The sequence below is a fragment of the Maritimibacter alkaliphilus HTCC2654 genome (assembly GCF_000152805.1).
Taxonomy (GTDB): domain Bacteria; phylum Pseudomonadota; class Alphaproteobacteria; order Rhodobacterales; family Rhodobacteraceae; genus Maritimibacter; species Maritimibacter alkaliphilus.
Window position 1 is genome coordinate 3,479,603 of record NZ_CH902578.1, and the last position, 15,145, is coordinate 3,494,747.

15 protein-coding genes and 1 pseudogene are annotated in these 15,145 nt (G+C 64.8%); 10 read left to right on the forward strand and 6 right to left on the reverse strand.

What is annotated here, in order from left to right:
• Window positions 1-8: 8 nt before the first annotated feature.
• Window positions 9-1,244, forward strand: a complete 1,236-nt coding sequence (locus tag RB2654_RS18090; protein WP_008334520.1) for an MFS transporter — start codon at window positions 9-11, stop codon at window positions 1,242-1,244.
• Window positions 1,245-1,278: 34 nt separating this feature from the next.
• On the forward strand, window positions 1,279-1,926 hold the full coding sequence (gene msrA / locus RB2654_RS18095) for a peptide-methionine (S)-S-oxide reductase MsrA (protein ID WP_008334522.1): 648 nt from the start codon (window positions 1,279-1,281) through the stop codon (window positions 1,924-1,926).
• Between the two features lie 79 nt (window positions 1,927-2,005).
• Here the strand turns inward: msrA and RB2654_RS18100 are convergent, their stop codons facing one another.
• A complete protein-coding gene (locus RB2654_RS18100; RefSeq protein WP_008334524.1) occupies window positions 2,006-2,443 on the reverse strand; it encodes a DUF1489 family protein in 438 nt (145 codons plus the stop codon).
• A 138-nt stretch (window positions 2,444-2,581) separates the two neighbouring features.
• Here RB2654_RS18100 and RB2654_RS18105 point away from each other — a divergent pair, with 138 nt between their 5' ends.
• The 8 genes and pseudogenes from RB2654_RS18105 (at window position 2,582) to RB2654_RS18140 (ending at window position 10,255) form a co-directional block, all read left to right on the forward strand.
• A complete protein-coding gene (locus RB2654_RS18105; RefSeq protein WP_008334525.1) occupies window positions 2,582-4,858 on the forward strand; it encodes an adenosylcobalamin-dependent ribonucleoside-diphosphate reductase in 2,277 nt (758 codons plus the stop codon).
• An 85-nt stretch (window positions 4,859-4,943) separates the two neighbouring features.
• Window positions 4,944-6,278 (forward strand): proline--tRNA ligase, encoded by a 1,335-nt coding sequence (gene proS / locus RB2654_RS18110; RefSeq protein WP_008334528.1) that lies wholly within the window; start codon window positions 4,944-4,946, stop codon window positions 6,276-6,278.
• Window positions 6,275-6,763 carry an HXXEE domain-containing protein gene (locus RB2654_RS18115; RefSeq protein ID WP_008334532.1) on the forward strand — a complete coding sequence of 163 codons (489 nt, stop codon included), beginning with the start codon at window positions 6,275-6,277 and terminating at the stop codon, window positions 6,761-6,763. The genes proS and RB2654_RS18115 overlap by 4 nt, the downstream gene beginning before the upstream one ends.
• A 55-nt stretch (window positions 6,764-6,818) precedes the next feature.
• Window positions 6,819-7,313, forward strand: coding sequence for a DUF2937 family protein (locus RB2654_RS18120; protein WP_040885229.1), 495 nt, complete (start codon window positions 6,819-6,821; stop codon window positions 7,311-7,313).
• A gap of 17 nt (window positions 7,314-7,330) precedes the next feature.
• On the forward strand, window positions 7,331-7,714 hold the full coding sequence (locus RB2654_RS18125; protein WP_148912632.1) for a hypothetical protein: 384 nt from the start codon (window positions 7,331-7,333) through the stop codon (window positions 7,712-7,714).
• Between the two features lie 72 nt (window positions 7,715-7,786).
• On the forward strand, window positions 7,787-9,034 hold the full coding sequence (locus RB2654_RS18130; protein ID WP_008334536.1) for a lipoprotein-releasing ABC transporter permease subunit: 1,248 nt from the start codon (window positions 7,787-7,789) through the stop codon (window positions 9,032-9,034).
• Window positions 9,027-9,557 (forward strand): annotated as a pseudogene (locus RB2654_RS18135) (ABC transporter ATP-binding protein); the annotation flags it as partial. The gene RB2654_RS18130 and the pseudogene RB2654_RS18135, both read left to right, overlap by 8 nt.
• A 245-nt stretch (window positions 9,558-9,802) precedes the next feature.
• Window positions 9,803-10,255: a L,D-transpeptidase gene (locus RB2654_RS18140; RefSeq protein WP_008334538.1), complete on the forward strand. Its 453-nt coding sequence runs from the start codon at window positions 9,803-9,805 to the stop codon at window positions 10,253-10,255.
• Between the two features lie 155 nt (window positions 10,256-10,410).
• Here RB2654_RS18140 and RB2654_RS18145 read toward each other — a convergent pair whose 3' ends face one another.
• The 5 genes from RB2654_RS18145 to RB2654_RS23940 form a co-directional block, all read right to left on the reverse strand.
• Window positions 10,411-10,854, reverse strand: a complete 444-nt coding sequence (locus tag RB2654_RS18145) for a DMT family transporter (protein ID WP_008334539.1) — start codon at window positions 10,852-10,854, stop codon at window positions 10,411-10,413.
• Window positions 10,851-11,255, reverse strand: coding sequence for a PaaI family thioesterase (locus RB2654_RS18150; protein ID WP_040885829.1), 405 nt, complete (start codon window positions 11,253-11,255; stop codon window positions 10,851-10,853). The genes RB2654_RS18145 and RB2654_RS18150 overlap by 4 nt, the downstream gene beginning before the upstream one ends.
• Before the next feature lie 39 nt (window positions 11,256-11,294).
• Entirely contained in the window at window positions 11,295-11,894 is a 600-nt protein-coding gene (locus RB2654_RS18155) for a PAS domain-containing protein (protein ID WP_161600705.1), read from the reverse strand.
• 75 nt (window positions 11,895-11,969) lie between these two features.
• Complete coding sequence (locus tag RB2654_RS18160; RefSeq protein ID WP_008334547.1) at window positions 11,970-14,543, reverse strand: HWE histidine kinase domain-containing protein; 2,574 nt, start codon at window positions 14,541-14,543, stop codon at window positions 11,970-11,972.
• Window positions 14,540-15,118: a heme oxygenase-like domain-containing protein gene (locus RB2654_RS23940; RefSeq protein WP_246146611.1), complete on the reverse strand. Its 579-nt coding sequence runs from the start codon at window positions 15,116-15,118 to the stop codon at window positions 14,540-14,542. The genes RB2654_RS18160 and RB2654_RS23940 overlap by 4 nt, the downstream gene beginning before the upstream one ends.
• Window positions 15,119-15,145: the final 27 nt, after the last annotated feature.

A 15,145-nucleotide genomic window follows, 5' to 3' on the forward strand; every position in this document is an offset into this window, starting at 1 on the left:
TGAGGGACATGCGATTTCACAAGGTCACTCTCGAAGAAGCCAGGAGCCTGCCGATCTGGCGCCAGCCCATCGCGCTTCTGGTGGTGACGGCGGCAGCGATGCCGATCGCCTTCGCGACGTGGAACGCGCTTCTCAACAACTTCGTCATCGAGGTCGCCGGTTTCACCGGGGTCGAGATCGGGTGGCTGCATTCGGTCCGCGAAATCCCCGGCTTCCTCGCCATCGGGGTCATCGCGCTCATCATGTTCGTTCGGGAGCAGGTTCTGGGCCTCGTCGCGCTCCTGCTGCTTGGCGCGGCGACGGCGGTGACCGCTTGGTTCCCGTCCTTGGGCGGCATCCTCACCATCACGATGCTCTCGTCGATCGGGTTTCACTACTACGAAACCGTGAACCAGTCGCTTCAACTGCAATGGATTCCGCGCGAGCGCGCGCCGCAGGTGCTGGGCTGGCTGGTGGCCGTCGCCTCTGCCGCGTCGCTCGCTTCCTACGGGTTGCTCGTGCTGACGTGGAAGGCGTTCGATCTGAGTTACAACTTCGTCTATCTCGCGGCGGGCGGGATCGCGACGCTCATGGCGATCGGTGCGCTCATCGTCTTTCCGCAATTCGAAAGCCCGGAGCCGCAGCTCAAGACCTTCGTGCTGCGCCGCCGCTACTGGCTTTACTACGCCTTGCAGGCCATGTCGGGTGCGCGCCGCCAGATCTTCGTCGTGTTCGCGGCCTTCATGATGGTCGAGCGGTTCGGCTTCGAGGTGCACGAGGTCACGGCGCTGTTCATCATCAACTTCGTCGCCAACATGCTCTTCGCGCCGCTCATGGGTCGGGCCGTGGCGCGGTGGGGCGAGCGGCGGGCGCTCATGTTCGAATACGGGGGGCTCATCCTCGTCTTTCTCGCCTATGGCGGCATCTATTACTTCGGCTGGGGCGTGATGCTGGCGGGTGCGCTTTACGTCATCGACCATCTGTTCTTTTCGCTGGCCTTCGCGATGAAGACCTATTTCCAGAAGATCGCGGATGTGCCGGACATCGCACCGACCGCCGCCGTGGCTTTTACGATCAACCACATCGCGGCGGTGTTCCTGCCGGCGCTTTTGGGCTACCTCTGGGTGCAGTCGCCGGGTGCGGTGTTCGGGCTGGCGGCGGGCATGGCGGCGGCCTCGCTGATGCTGGCGATGCTGATCCCGCGGCACCCGGAAAAGGGTCACGAGACCGTGTTGACCGGCACCGCGATCTCGCCCGCCGAGTGATCCGGGCCTATATTGCCGGGCAAAGGAGGACGCGATGTTTGGATTTTTCAAAGACCCCGAGATGGTGACGGCGGCGGATGCGCTGCCGGGCCGCGACCATGCGATCCCCACGGCGGACGAGCACGCGGTGTTCGGTCGGCCCCTGACGATGGACGTGCCCGAGGGCATGGAGGTCGCGATTTTCGCGATGGGTTGCTACTGGGGCGTCGAGCGCAAGTTCTGGCAGGTGCCGGGCGTCTGGCTGACCATGGTCGGCAATGCGGGCGGCCACACGCCGAACCCGACCTATGAAGAGGTCTGCACGGGCCGCACCGGGCATGCCGAAGCGGTGCGCGTGGTCTATGACCCCAAACAGGTCAGCTACGAGGAGCTGCTTCAGGTGTTCTGGGAGGGTCACGACCCGACCCAAGGGATGCGTCAGGGCAACGACCGGGGCACGCAGTATCGTTCGGCGATCTACGCCGTGAACGACGCGCAACTCGCCGCGGCCAAGGCCAGCCGCGAACGGTTCCAGCCGCGCCTGTCCAAGGCGGGATACGGCAAGATCACCACGGATATCGAGATGGCCGGACCGTTCTACTGGGCCGAGGACTATCACCAGCAATACTTGCACAAGCACCCGAACGGCTACTGCGGGCTGGGCGGCACTGGGGTCACCTGTCCGGTGGGCACCGACGCCTGAGCCGGGGCCGATACCTGAAACGACAAAGGCCGCGCGGGTTCTTGCGCGGCCTTTTTCATTCGTTCGCGGCGTGCGGGGCTTACAGAATCCCGATCTCGGCCAGCGCGGTTTCCAGCTCGCGCGGCAGTTCGCTTTCACCTTGGCGACCTTTCGGCAGATCGCGCGGCGCGTCCTCGGGCTTGAGGTAACGCCAGCCCTGAAACGGGCGCCGGGGCGCGGCGTGGGTGCGCACGACCTCACGGTCCAGCACCAGACCGCAGCGGCGGATGCCGTCCTCGCGCACGACCTCGTCCAGCCGCACGACCCGCTGGCGGGCGAGAATCACGCCCTTGAAGACCCAGTAGAGCGAGCCACCGTTCAGCAGTTCCTCCTCGCGTTTCGGCCACATGCGGGTGACATGGCGCGGCTCGTAATCCGGGTCGCCCCCGGCGCGCATCTTTTGCCACGCGGTCAGGTCTTCGACCGCTTCCGCACCGACGCAGAGTTTCACCAGATTGATATGGCTCACCGTGTTCACCTCTTGTTCATCCCCCCAAATCTAGTGGTTGGGGATGACTCGCACCCATCATTAGCGTAATACTAGGTCTCCCCCGCTGACTGATTCAACCGGGGGCCGCCGCTTAATCCGCCACGCTGAAGATCAAAAGGCCGTGCCATGACCCGTTTCGCCGCCCCCATCGCAGAACAGATCTGGGATATGAAATACCGGCTCAAGGAAGCCGACGGGACGGCGGTGGACAAGACCATCGAGGATACATGGCACCGGATCGCGGATGCGCTGGCGGACAGCGAGCCGGAGCGGGCGGGGGAGTTCTATGCCGCCCTCGAGGATTTCAAATTCCTGCCTGCGGGCCGGATCACGGCGGGCGCGGGCACGGCGCGCAACGTGACTCTGTTCAACTGCTTCGTCATGGGCACGATTCCCGACAGCATGGCGGGCATCTTCGACATGCTGAAAGAGGCCGCGCTGACGATGCAGCAGGGTGGCGGGATCGGCTACGATTTCTCGACGATCCGGCCCAAAGGGGCGGGGGTCAAAGGCGTGGCTGCCGATGCGTCGGGTCCGCTGTCGTTCATGGACGTCTGGGACGCGATGTGCCGCACCATCATGTCGGCGGGCAGCCGTCGCGGCGCGATGATGGCGACGATGCGCTGCGACCACCCGGATATCGAGGATTTCATCACCGCCAAGTCGGACGCGGCCCGCCTGCGCATGTTCAATATGTCCGTGCTCGTGACCGACCCGTTCATGGAAGCGGTCAAATCCGGCGGCGCGTGGGATCTGACCTTCGACGGAACCACCTACCGCACAGTCGAGGCACGCGATCTGTGGAACAAGATCATGCAGGCGACCTATGATTATGCCGAGCCGGGCGTGATCTTCATCGACCGCATCAACCGGATGAACAACCTGGCCTATTGCGAAACGATCGCGGCCACCAACCCCTGCGGCGAGCAACCCCTGCCGCCCTATGGTGCCTGTTTGCTCGGGTCGATCAATCTTGCCCGACTGGTGGAGCACCCGTTCGAGGAGGCCGCGACGCTCGACTACGATGCGTTGAGCGACCTCGTCACGACCGCTGTTCGAATGATGGACAACGTGGTGGATGCCTCGCGCTTCCCGCTGGAGCAGCAGGCGCGCGAAGCCGAGGCCAAGCGCCGGATCGGACTGGGCGTCACCGGGCTGGCCGATGCGCTGCTGATGCTTGGGCTGCGCTATGGCTCGGACGAGGCTGCCGCGCAGACCGAGGTCTGGATGAAGGCCATCGCGCGTGCCGCTTACCTCGCCAGTGTCGAGCTTGCGAAAGAAAAAGGGCCGTTTCCGCTGTTCGATGCCGAAGCCTATCTCGCCTCCGGCTCGCTTCAGCATATGGACGACGACGTGCGCGAGGCGATCCGCGAACACGGCATCCGCAACGCGCTGCTCACGTCGATTGCGCCCACCGGCACGATCAGCCTTTACGCCGGCAACGTGTCGTCGGGGATCGAGCCGGTGTTCGCCTATGCCTACACGCGAAAGGTGCTCCAGAAAGACGGAAGCCGGACCGAAGAAGAGGTCGTGGATTACGCCGTGCAGATGTGGCGCGACAAGTTCGGCGACGCCGATCTGCCGGATTACTTCGTGAACGCCCAGACGCTGGCCCCGATGGATCACGTCAAGATGCAGGCGGCGGCGCAGAAATGGGTCGATTCGTCGATCTCCAAGACGATCAACTGCCCCGAGGACATCAGCTTCGAGGGGTTCAAGGACGTCTACATGGAAGCGTGGGAGACGGGTTGCAAAGGCTGCACCACCTATCGCCCGAACGATGTAACGGGGTCGGTTCTATCGGTGAGCGAGGAGAAGGCCGCCCCCGAAGTCCTCTCCACCACCGACGATGAGCCGCGCCAGCCGCACGGCGATGTGGTCTATATCTCCGAGCCGCTGGATCGGCCGCAAGAACTGGACGGGTCGACCTACAAACTCAAGTGGCCGGACAGCGAGCACGCGATTTATATCACGATCAACGATCTGGTCGTCGCCGGGCATCGGCGCCCGTTCGAGGTGTTCATCAACTCCAAGAACATGGAGCATTTCGCCTGGACCGTGGCGCTCACACGCATGATCTCGGCGGTATTCCGGCGCGGGGGCGACGTGACCTTTGTGGTCGAAGAACTCAAAGCGGTGTTCGACCCGCGCGGCGGTGCTTGGATGCAGGGCAAGTATATCCCCTCGATCCTCGCGGCCATCGGCGGCGTGATCGAGAAACACATGATCGCCACGGGTTTTCTTGCCGGCGAGGGGATGGGGCTGAAGTCCGACCCTCAGGCCGACGTGGTGAACATCGGTCATCGCCCCGGCCCGGCCTGCCCGTCCTGCGGCCAGTACACCATGCAGATGATCGAAGGCTGCATGACCTGTTCGTCCTGCGGTCATTCCAAGTGCGGCTGAGCGCGACGCGTTCAACGTAACGACCGCACTTGTCGCCTTGGGGGCGGCGCGATAGGGATGCGCCACGATATCACGTGAGGTTTCCATGCGCCTGTCCCGCTACTTCCTGCCCGTTCTCAAGGAGACGCCGTCCGAGGCGCAGATCGCTAGTCACCGCCTGATGTTGCGGGCCGGAATGATAAAACAGCAGGCGGCGGGGATCTATTCGTGGCTTCCGCTGGGCTACAAGGTGCTCAAGAACATCGAGCGGATCGTGCATGAAGAGCAGCAGCGCGCGGGTCACATCCCGATCCTGATGCCGACGCTGCAATCGGCCGATCTGTGGCGCGAATCCGGGCGCTACGACGATTACGGGCAGGAGATGCTGCGCATCACCGACCGCCACGGGCGCGATATGCTCTATGGTCCGACGAATGAGGAAATGGTGACGGATATCTTCCGCGCCCATGTCGGCAGCTACAAGGATCTGCCGCTCACGCTTTACCACATCCAGTGGAAGTTCCGGGACGAGATCCGCCCGCGGTTCGGCGTGATGCGGGGCCGCGAGTTCTTCATGAAGGACGGCTACAACTTCGACCTGACCCGCGAAGATGCGCTGCATGCCTATAACCGCCACCTCGTCAGCTACCTGCGCACCTATGAGCGCATGGGGCTTCAGGCGATCCCGATGCGGGCCGATGGCGGGCCGATCGGCGGCGACTACACCCACGAATTCCTCGTGCTGGCCGAAACCGGCGAATCCGAGGTGTTCTATGACAGCGAGATCACCGATCTGAAATTCGGTGACCGCGAAATCGACTATGACAGCGTCGAGGCCTGTCAGGCGGTGCTTGAAGAGTTCACCTCGCGCTACGCCCGCACGGACGAAACCCATGACGAGGCGCTGTTCAACGAAATCCCCGAAGAGCGCCGCCGCGTGGCACGGGGCATCGAGGTCGGCCAGATCTTCTACTTCGGCACCAAGTATTCCGAGGCGATGGGTGCCACGGTGCAGGACAGCGACGGCAACAAGGTTCCGGTCGAGATGGGGTCGCACGGGATCGGCGTCAGCCGCCTTGTCGGTGCGCTGATCGAAGCGAACCACGACGACAAGGGCATCATCTGGCCCGAGGGCGTGACGCCGTTCCACTGCGGGATCGTCAACCTCAAGCAGGGCGATGACGAGGCCGACGCGGCCTGTGAGACGCTTTACAAGGCGCTGACCGCTGCCGGGCTGGAGCCGCTTTACGACGACCGCAACGAACGCGCGGGCGGCAAGTTCGCGACGATGGACCTGATCGGTCTGCCGTGGCGCATCACCGTCGGCCCGCGCGGGCTCAAGAACGGTGTGGTCGAGCTGACCTCGCGCCGCACGGGCGAGAGCGAGGAACTGGCACCCGAGGCCGCCGTCGCCAAGGTGCGCGAGATCTACGGGGTGTGATTTCGCGGCGCGAGGTCACCGAGCCGCAAGGGCTGTTTCATCCCTGCCGGGCCTACAGCTACGCGGCCATCGCGTTCATGCTCCATTCGATCGAAGAGTTGGAAGGGCTGGCGGCGTGGGTGGCGGCGCGGAACCTGCCGGTGGTCATCACCGCACCGCAGCTGTCGCAGGCGATCACGTGGCTCGCCATCGCGGTTCTGGGTATCCTGATCGTCGGGCGGACGGTGACGAACCGCCCGGTGCAGATCATCGTCGCGGGCGTCGTCGGCGCGCTTCTGGCGAATGTGGTCAGCCACGTGGGCCTCAGCCTCGCGACCTGGACCTATATGCCGGGAACGGGCACCGCGCTGGCGTTGGTTCTGCCCGCCTGTCTTTGGCTTTACCGGCACATGGCCCTGGCTGACCCGGCGCGGCTGGTGGCTGCGGGCATCGGGGTGCTTGCCATGGCGCCGGTCACGTGGGTCGCGCTGGCGCTTGCCGCGTGACTTGACCGACGCCGCGCCAACGCCCAGACTCGCGCCCAAAAAAGGAGTGGAGCAGATGCGTATTCTGGCCCTTGCAGGCGGCATCGTCGGTGCGCTTGGCCTGTCGCAGTTTCCCGAGTTCTCGCAGCAGTATGTCCAGCGCCTGTCGGGCGCCGTGGATGAGTTGCGCGCGGTGACCGTCGTGTTCGACGGGGCGGCCAGTGCGGCCGGCCTGACACGTGAAGAGGCGTTGCGCGAAATGCAATCGGGCAATTCCGGCCTCGTCGCCAGCGTGGGGTCGGGGATCGGCGAGCGGATCGCGCGGTATGAGCGGCTCAACGCCGATTACGAGGCGCTGGCACCCGCCACGCCGGTCGCGCGGCTGGCGAACGTCTGGCGTTTCCGTGATGAGGAACTTGTGGAGCGGACGTGGGAGCATTATCAACCCGCCGTGCCGGTCACCGTGGATGGCGCCATCACGGCGGGGATCGGGTTCGTCGCCGGATGGGCGGTTGTCGGCGGTCTGATCGCGCTTCTGCTCAGACCCTTCCGCCGCCGCCGCTACGCCTGAAAGGAATTGCCATGCCCATGCAGATGCGCTTCGCGCTGATTTCCGCGGGACTTTTGTTCGTCATGCCGCTGCTCGCGGGCATCCTGAAAGCCAGCGTGTTCTGGTGCCTCGCGATCTACGCGGTCTTCATCCTGAATGCGGCCATCGGGGCCAAGCGGGTAGGGCGCGAAGGCGGGCTGAAATCGATGCAGACGATTCTCATCACGCAGGGCGTGATGATCCTGATCTTCTATCTCATTGGCCGCTTCATCAACCTGATCGCCATGTCGGGCGACCGGGTGGACCTGACGCCGCTGCATTACGGGATCTTCGCCGTGATCGCGCTGGCGGCCATCGGGGCCGGCCTGATCGCGTCGAAAAAGCCCGCGACGCCCGCCGAAACGGACACCAGCGACGCCTGAGGGCGCGCCGGTTTCAGATCAGAAAGCCCGACCGTGGCCAACCGCACAGCCCCGTTTTCCCGTTTCGAATGGATGATCGCCTGGCGCTACCTGCGTGCGCGCCGGGCCGAAGGGGGCGTGTCCACGATGACGTGGATATCGCTGATCGGCATCACGCTCGCCGTGGCCGCGCTTATCATCACCCTGGCCGTGCGCACCGGGTTCCGGGCCGAATTCGTCGACACGATCCTCGGCGCGAACGCCCATGTCACCGTCTATACGGCGGGCGAGGTCACGGCGCAGGGCAACCTCGACCGGACGCTCAAGGATTATGACGCATGGGCCGACCGGATTGCCGGGGTCGAAGGCGTCACCCGGGCCGCGCCTTTGGTCAAGGGTCAGGTCATGGCCAACAACCAGGACCGCAACATCGGGGTCCAGATCTTCGGCATCCGCGCCGATGACCTGAAGACCATCCCCGGGATCGTGAACAACGAGACCTCGACCGGGAATATCGACGATTTTCAGGACGGGGTCGCCATCGGACTTGGCGTCGCGCGGGAACTGGGTCTGGGGCTGGGCGACAAGATCCGGCTCATTTCCCCCAACGGGGTCAAGACGGCGTTCGGCACCAGCCCGCGCGTCAATGTCTACGACGTGAAGTATATCTTTTCCGCCGGCCGCTACGACATCGACGCCACCCGCGTCTACCTGCCCTTCGAAGAGGCGCAGTCCTATTTCAACAAGGAAGGATCGGCGGACGAGATCGAGGTCATGGTCGAGGACCCGGAAGAGATCAACCGCTATGTCGGTGCGGTGCTGGCGGCGGCTGGCGACGGTTCGCTCGTCTGGACGTGGGAGGACAGTGCGGGATCTTTCCTGCGCGCGCTTGAGATCGAGGACAACGTGATGTTCATCATCCTGTCCGTGCTCGTGCTGATCGCGTCGATGAACATCGTCTCGGGCCTCATCATGCTGGTCAAGAACAAGGGGCGCGACATCGGCATCCTGCGCACCATCGGGCTGACCGAAGGGTCGGTGCTGCGCGTCTTTTTCCTGTGCGGGTCGGTCACGGGCATAGCGGGAACCGTGTTCGGTGTCATCCTCGGCTGCCTGTTCGCGATCTATATCGACCCGATCTTCGCCTTCGTGAACTACCTGTCCGGCGGCGGGGTCTGGGACCCGTCAATCCGGGGCATCTATGCGCTGCCCGCCAAGCTGCAACTGGGCGACGTGCTGTCGGCCGTGGGCATGTCGCTGGGCCTGAGCTTCATCGTCACGATCTTTCCGGCCCGCCGTGCCGCCCGGATGAACCCGGTGGAGGCGCTGCGCTATGAGTGATGTGCTGACGCTGGAAAGGATCGAAAAGGTCTACAACGCGGGCGAACCGGGCGAGGTCTCGGTGCTGAAAGGTGCGGATATCGCAATTGCACCCGGTGAGGTCGTGGCCCTCGTCGCGCCCTCGGGCGCCGGGAAATCCACGCTCCTGCACATCGCCGGTCTGCTCGACACGCCATCGGCGGGGCGCGTCGCCATCGGGGGCGAGGACGTGACCGATCTGGGCGACCGCCGCCGCACCGCGCTGCGCCGCTCGAAGATCGGGTTCATCTACCAGTTCCATCACCTGCTGCCGGAATTCACGGCGGCCGAGAACATCATCCTGCCGCAGCTTGCGAACGGGGCCGCGCAGGGCACCGCAAAGGCGCGGGCGGCGATGCTGCTCGACCGTGTGGGCGTCGCGCACCGTGCAAGCCATCGCCCCGCCGAACTGTCGGGCGGCGAGCAACAGCGCGTGGCGTTCTGCCGGGCGCTGGCGAATGCGCCGGAGCTTCTGCTGGCCGACGAGCCGACCGGGAACCTCGACCCCGAAACCTCGGACCGGGTGTTCGGGGCGCTCATGGATCTCGTACGTGAAACCGGGCTGTCGGCCCTGATCGCGACGCACAATCACGACCTCGCCGCGCGGATGGACCGGAACGTGCACCTTGATGGTGGGATGGTCACACTCAAGACGTGATACGACACATACCTCTTGCCGAATCGAGGTGACCCCCCAATCATTGAGTCGTATTTAGGGGGATACACCATATGTTGCGTAAACGACTTTCCATGCTCGCGCCGATCCTGGCCGCGACGATATTTTCCACGACCACGGCGCCTGCCAGCGCGGAAGAGGTCTTTTCATCATCCAACCGAGCGAAACAGCGGATCGTGGTGCGCGTCGACGTCTCGGAGCAGCGGATGACCGTGATCCAGGGCGGTCAAAGGCTTTACGACTGGGATGTGTCGACGGCGCGTGTGGGGAAATACACACCGCGCGGCACGTTCCAGCCGCAGTTCTTCTCGCCCAATCACCGCTCGTCGAAATACGGCGGCGCGCCGATGCCGTGGTCGGTGTTCTACGACGGCGACTATGCGATCCACGGCACCGATGCGATCAGCCGGCTCGGCGCACCGGCCTCGGCCGGGTGCGTGCGACTGCACCCGGACAATGCCAAGCTCCTCTACGCGATGATCTTCGAGGCCGGGAAGGCAGAGACCTTCATCGTCGTTCAGGACTAGGTCCGGTTCGAAAACTGTGCGGGCTTGCGCCCGCGCAGGTCTTGCGCCGCCCCGCCTTCGGCGGGTCGTCGCGATGGGGGGAGGCCAGCCTCCCCCGTCTCGCCCCTCGGGGCGAGACTCCCCCTCCGAGGTATTTGAAGACCGAAGAAGCCGGATCAGGCTTTCTGGGTGAGCCAGACTCCGACCGCCATGAGGGCGATGCCTGCGGCACGGGTCAGGCTAATCGGCGAAATGCGCGCGCCAAAGAGGCCGAACTGGTCGATCAGGGCCGCCGAGACGAGTTGCCCCAGCAGAACGAAGAACACCGCGTTGCCGACGCCGAAGCGGGGCGCGACGAAGGTGATCGAGAGCACGTAGAAGGCCACGAAGAACCCGCCGGTGAGCAGCACTTTCGGCGCATCCCCGAGCCGCGCGATGGCCGAGGGGCCGGTGAGGAGCGCGGCGATCAGGCCGATGGTGAAGGCGAGGCCGAAGGTCACGATGCCAGTTGCGAAGGGATTGCCGATCTTCTGACCCAGCTGCGAATTGATCGCGGCGAAGACGGGGATGCCGATCCCGGCGATCAGCATGGTCAGGGCGTAGCCGGTCGTGCCGTTCATGGGACCATGTAGGTTGCGGTGGCCGTGGCCACGGGTTTGTCGGAGGGTTCCGCGATCATCGTCGCATCGGCGAAAAGCACGGCCTTTCCGGCCCGCACCACGCGGGCGTGGCAGGCGATCCGCTCGCCCGCGCCGGGCCGGAGGAACACGGTGTCGAGGTTGGTGGTCGCCACAGGTTTGAATTCGCCGTAGTGGCCGATGGCGGCGAAGACCATCGCTGTGTCGGCCAGCGTCGCAAGTGCCTGACCTGAAACGATCCCGCCGACGCGGGCGATTTCGTCCGTTACGGGGATGGACAGGGTCGCGCCTTCCGGCCCGATCGCGTCGATGCGCATGTCGAGCGCACGGACCCAGGGGGCGAACATGTCTGCGAGGATTTTTTCGGCGGTTTCAGGCGTCATGGCGGCCACAATGTCCGCAACGCCCGCGTCGATCAAGCCTCAACCTGCGGGGGTTTCGCTGTCGCGGTCCATGAGGCCGCGCAGATCGTCGATCGCCGCGCTCGCCCGGTCCGCAGCGCCCCCGAGGTCTTCGGCGATCTGGGCGGTCATGTCCTGATCCAGCCCGCGTTTCATGAGCCGGGCGGAGGAGGCCGAGACGTTGGCGAGATTGGCGAAGGCGTGTAGCGCGCTGGGCAGGGCCATCACGATGTCACGGTCGCGTGCGCCCGCGTCAAAGGTGAGGGCGAGAACGGTCTTGACGCCGCTGCCCTCGGCCATCAGGGGCAGGGTGCGCACGGCGCGCGGTTCGTCCTCTCCGGCCAACTGCCCGGTGAAGGTCGCGACGGCCCCGTCGAGCGCCTGTTCCAGCGCGGCGCGCGCCTCGGGCGCCGTGTTCTGCGCCCACAGGGCCGACCAGGATGCGCCGCAGATGTCTTCGGCCTGCTTTCCGATCAGGGCGGCGCCCCGGCGGTTCACGGCGACCACTTCGCCCGCCTCGTCGACGAGTTTGGCGCAGATGCCGGCCGCGTCTGCAAGAAGGTCAATCAGCGCGTGAAGCACCGATGCGTCGATCGCATTGGATTTGAAGACGAGATCCAACTTGTCCTCCTTGGGCAATAAGTCGGAGCCTCAGTATCGTTTGAGGTGACTAATGACAAGCTTGACGCGAAGATATCAGCGCGACATCGCCTTGGCAAAAGCACTGCGCAGGCTTTCGTTCGAGAAGGGTTTCTGAACGACGGGGCAGGGTGGATAGCTTTCGATCAGTTCCGGGGTCTCGCCATAGCCCGTGGACAGCACGAAGGGCACGCCGAGTTCCGCCAGCCGTTTGGCCACGGGCACGGATTGCTCGTCACCGAGGTTCACGTCGAGCAGCGCGAAGTCGAGCTTGTGACTTTCGACGATATCGAGCGCCTCTTTCACCGAGGCGGCGATCTTGACGGTCTTCGCCCCGAATTCTTCGAGGATGCCCTGCGCGTCCATCGCGATGATGAGCGTGTCTTCGACGATGAGCCCGACCCCCTGAAGCGTGAGTTTCTGCGCGGCCTTCGACGAGGGCGGCGGCGCGGCGGGCGCGTGGTCTTCTTCCTGCACCCCGGCGATGTGGCCCTTGGGAATGTGGAAATGCGCTTCGACGCCGGAAATCTTGTAGTCGATCCGCGCTTCGCCCTTAAGCTCGTGCGGAATGGACAGCTCGATGATGGTGGAGCCGAAGCCCCGGCGGCTCGGCGCCTTGACCGGGGGGCCGCCCGCCTCGCGCCAGTCGATCGAGATTCCGCCCTTGGCATCCTCGGTGATCTGGATCGTGACCGTGCCGGACTGATCGCAGAGCGCGCCGTATTTCATCGAATTCGTCGCCATCTCGTGAACCACCAGCGCGACGTTCGTGAAGGCGGTGGGCGACAACAGCGCATCGGGGCCGTTCACGATCACGCGTTGCGACTTGGCCTCGGCATAGGCCTCGAATTCGCAGCGGATCAGTTCCTTGAGCGGCGCCGGCTCCCACCGGTCGCGGGTGAGCTGGTCGTGGGCGCGGGCGAGGGATTGGATGCGGCCGTCGAGGCGGCTGGTGAAATCCGCGACGCTGCCGGTGTCGGACTTGGTCTGAGACACCAGCCCCTGCATCAGGTTGAGGATGTTGCGCACGCGGTGATTGAGTTCGGAAATCAGAAGTTGCTGCTGCTCCTGAGCGCGCTTGCGTTCCTCGGCGGTGGCGTCCGTCACCTTGAGGAAAATCTCGAGCAGCACGACGCGAAGCTGGTCGGCGGCATGTTCGGCGTGATCGGTCCAGGCTTCGGACTTGCCCTCGACATCCTGTTGCCACGTCTCGAAGCTCTTGCGCGGGGTCAGGCGGGTGCCGTTGGGGCCGACCTCGACCGCCTTGGTCGGGTCTCCGGCCCAGTTCACCTTTTCCGTCACCGGTCGGCGGCACAGGACAAGGTAGTCGCGCGGAAAGCGCGACACGGGAATGGCAAGGATGCCCGCGGCCCGGTCGACGAAGGAGGCGGCAACGGGCAGGATACGCGACAGGTCTTCGGTGGAGAAGATGCCGGGGGTCGGCGCATCGTCCAGCAACTTGGCGATATGCTCGAATTCCTCGGCGGTGGGGGTCGTCCCCGTCGCACTGAATTCGCCGTCGTGATAGAGCACCATGCCGTCGTGCGGGATCACGCGCTGGATGTCGGGAGAGAGCGAGAACAGGCTTTCGTCAAGCGCCAGACCATCGGCCATATGCGCCATGATCCGGGTCTGAAGCCGCGCGGTATCGTCCTGCGCGCGCGACCGGATGCGGGCCTGATATTGACCCAGTTCGAACGAAAAGAGGTGCGCGAACAGTTCGACCGCCGTGCGCCGTTCATAGTCGATGTAACGCGGCGAATTGTGGTGGCAGGCGAACAGCCCCCAAAGCTCGCCGTCCTTCATGATCGACACCGACATCGAGGCTTCGATGCCCATGTTGTGCAGGTATTCGATATGGATGGGCGATACCGCACGGGTCACGGCGAGGGACAGGTCGATCGGCTTGCCTTCGGCATCCACACCGGGACGGATGACCGATCCGGGGTCTTCGACATCCGCGATCAGGCGCAGGAGCGCGCGTTTGTATAGCGCACGGGCCTGCACGGGGATATCCGAGGCCGGGAAATTTAGACCCAGATAGCGTGTTTCGCCATCGGACCGGCACTCGCCGATCACGCGGCCCGAATGGTCCGGCTGGAATTCGTAGACCATGACGCTGTCGAACCCGGCGATCTCGGCAAGGCCACGGGCGGCGTCGCCGGCCAGTTGCGCGAGATCCTTGGTCGTGTCGATGTTCTGAATGAGGGGATAGACCTCGCTCATCACGTCGCTGCCGCGTTCGGCGGCCTTGGGTTCGAATTCGAGGATCAGGTATTGGTCGCTCTGGTGCAGAGACAGGTCGAACAGTCGTCCGTTGTTCTTGAGTTCGACGCCGAAAAGGCGGACCGCGGTCTGGGTGATGTCGCCCCGCGTCATGGCGGTGCGGAGGCGGGCGATGGCGCTGGCGTCGACGATCTCGTCGATGTTCTGGCCGATCACCTCGCCGTCGTGGTGGTCGAGGATCGTCCCAAGGTTTTCCGAGGCGTGCTGGATGACCCAGTCGGGCGACAGTGCCACGAGCGCGCCGTAGGACTGGACGCGACCGAGCAGGTGGATCGGCTCACGGTCGCAGTTGGTCAGGTCGACGGGCGTGCCGGGATCGATGTGGCGGATGGTGGGTTCGTTCACGTTGCCGCCTTTGCAAAGGTAAGCCTGCCCGCTTGCGCATAAAGCGCATAGCCTGCCCGGGTGTCGTCGATCAAGCGCCTTGCGGCGTCGCTGTCGGGGTCCATATCGCCCAGCTTGGCGCAGACCGCCGCCCATTGGCTCCGCCGGTCGGTCGGCTGAAAGAACCGGGGGAGGGGGGCGATGCCGGCCCGCGTCGCGCGCACACGCATCGCATCCACGCCCATCTGCGAGCCGAGCACGAGATAGGCACCAGCCAGACCCGACAGCGGGCGCGTTGCCTGCACCACGGGGGCGCGCTGGCTCAGATCCGCACAGTCTTTGGCGAGGCGGTCGATCAGGTCGGGCAGGATCACGGCGATCTCGGGCGCGCCGGACCCCGCGGTGGCGTCGCGGATGGCCGACAGGGCGGCATGCTGGGCCGCAAGGAACGGCGCCATGTAGGCCTGTGGAGCGTCCATGAACGGGGCGAAGAACCGCTCGGAAGCGTCATGGTCCTCGCGCGTCATCTCGCGCAGGGTCACCCGGAACGAGCGACGGGACGGTGCCTCGGCCGCTACCTTAGTAAGACTGTTCATATCGGGTAGATGTATCCCAAATCCACG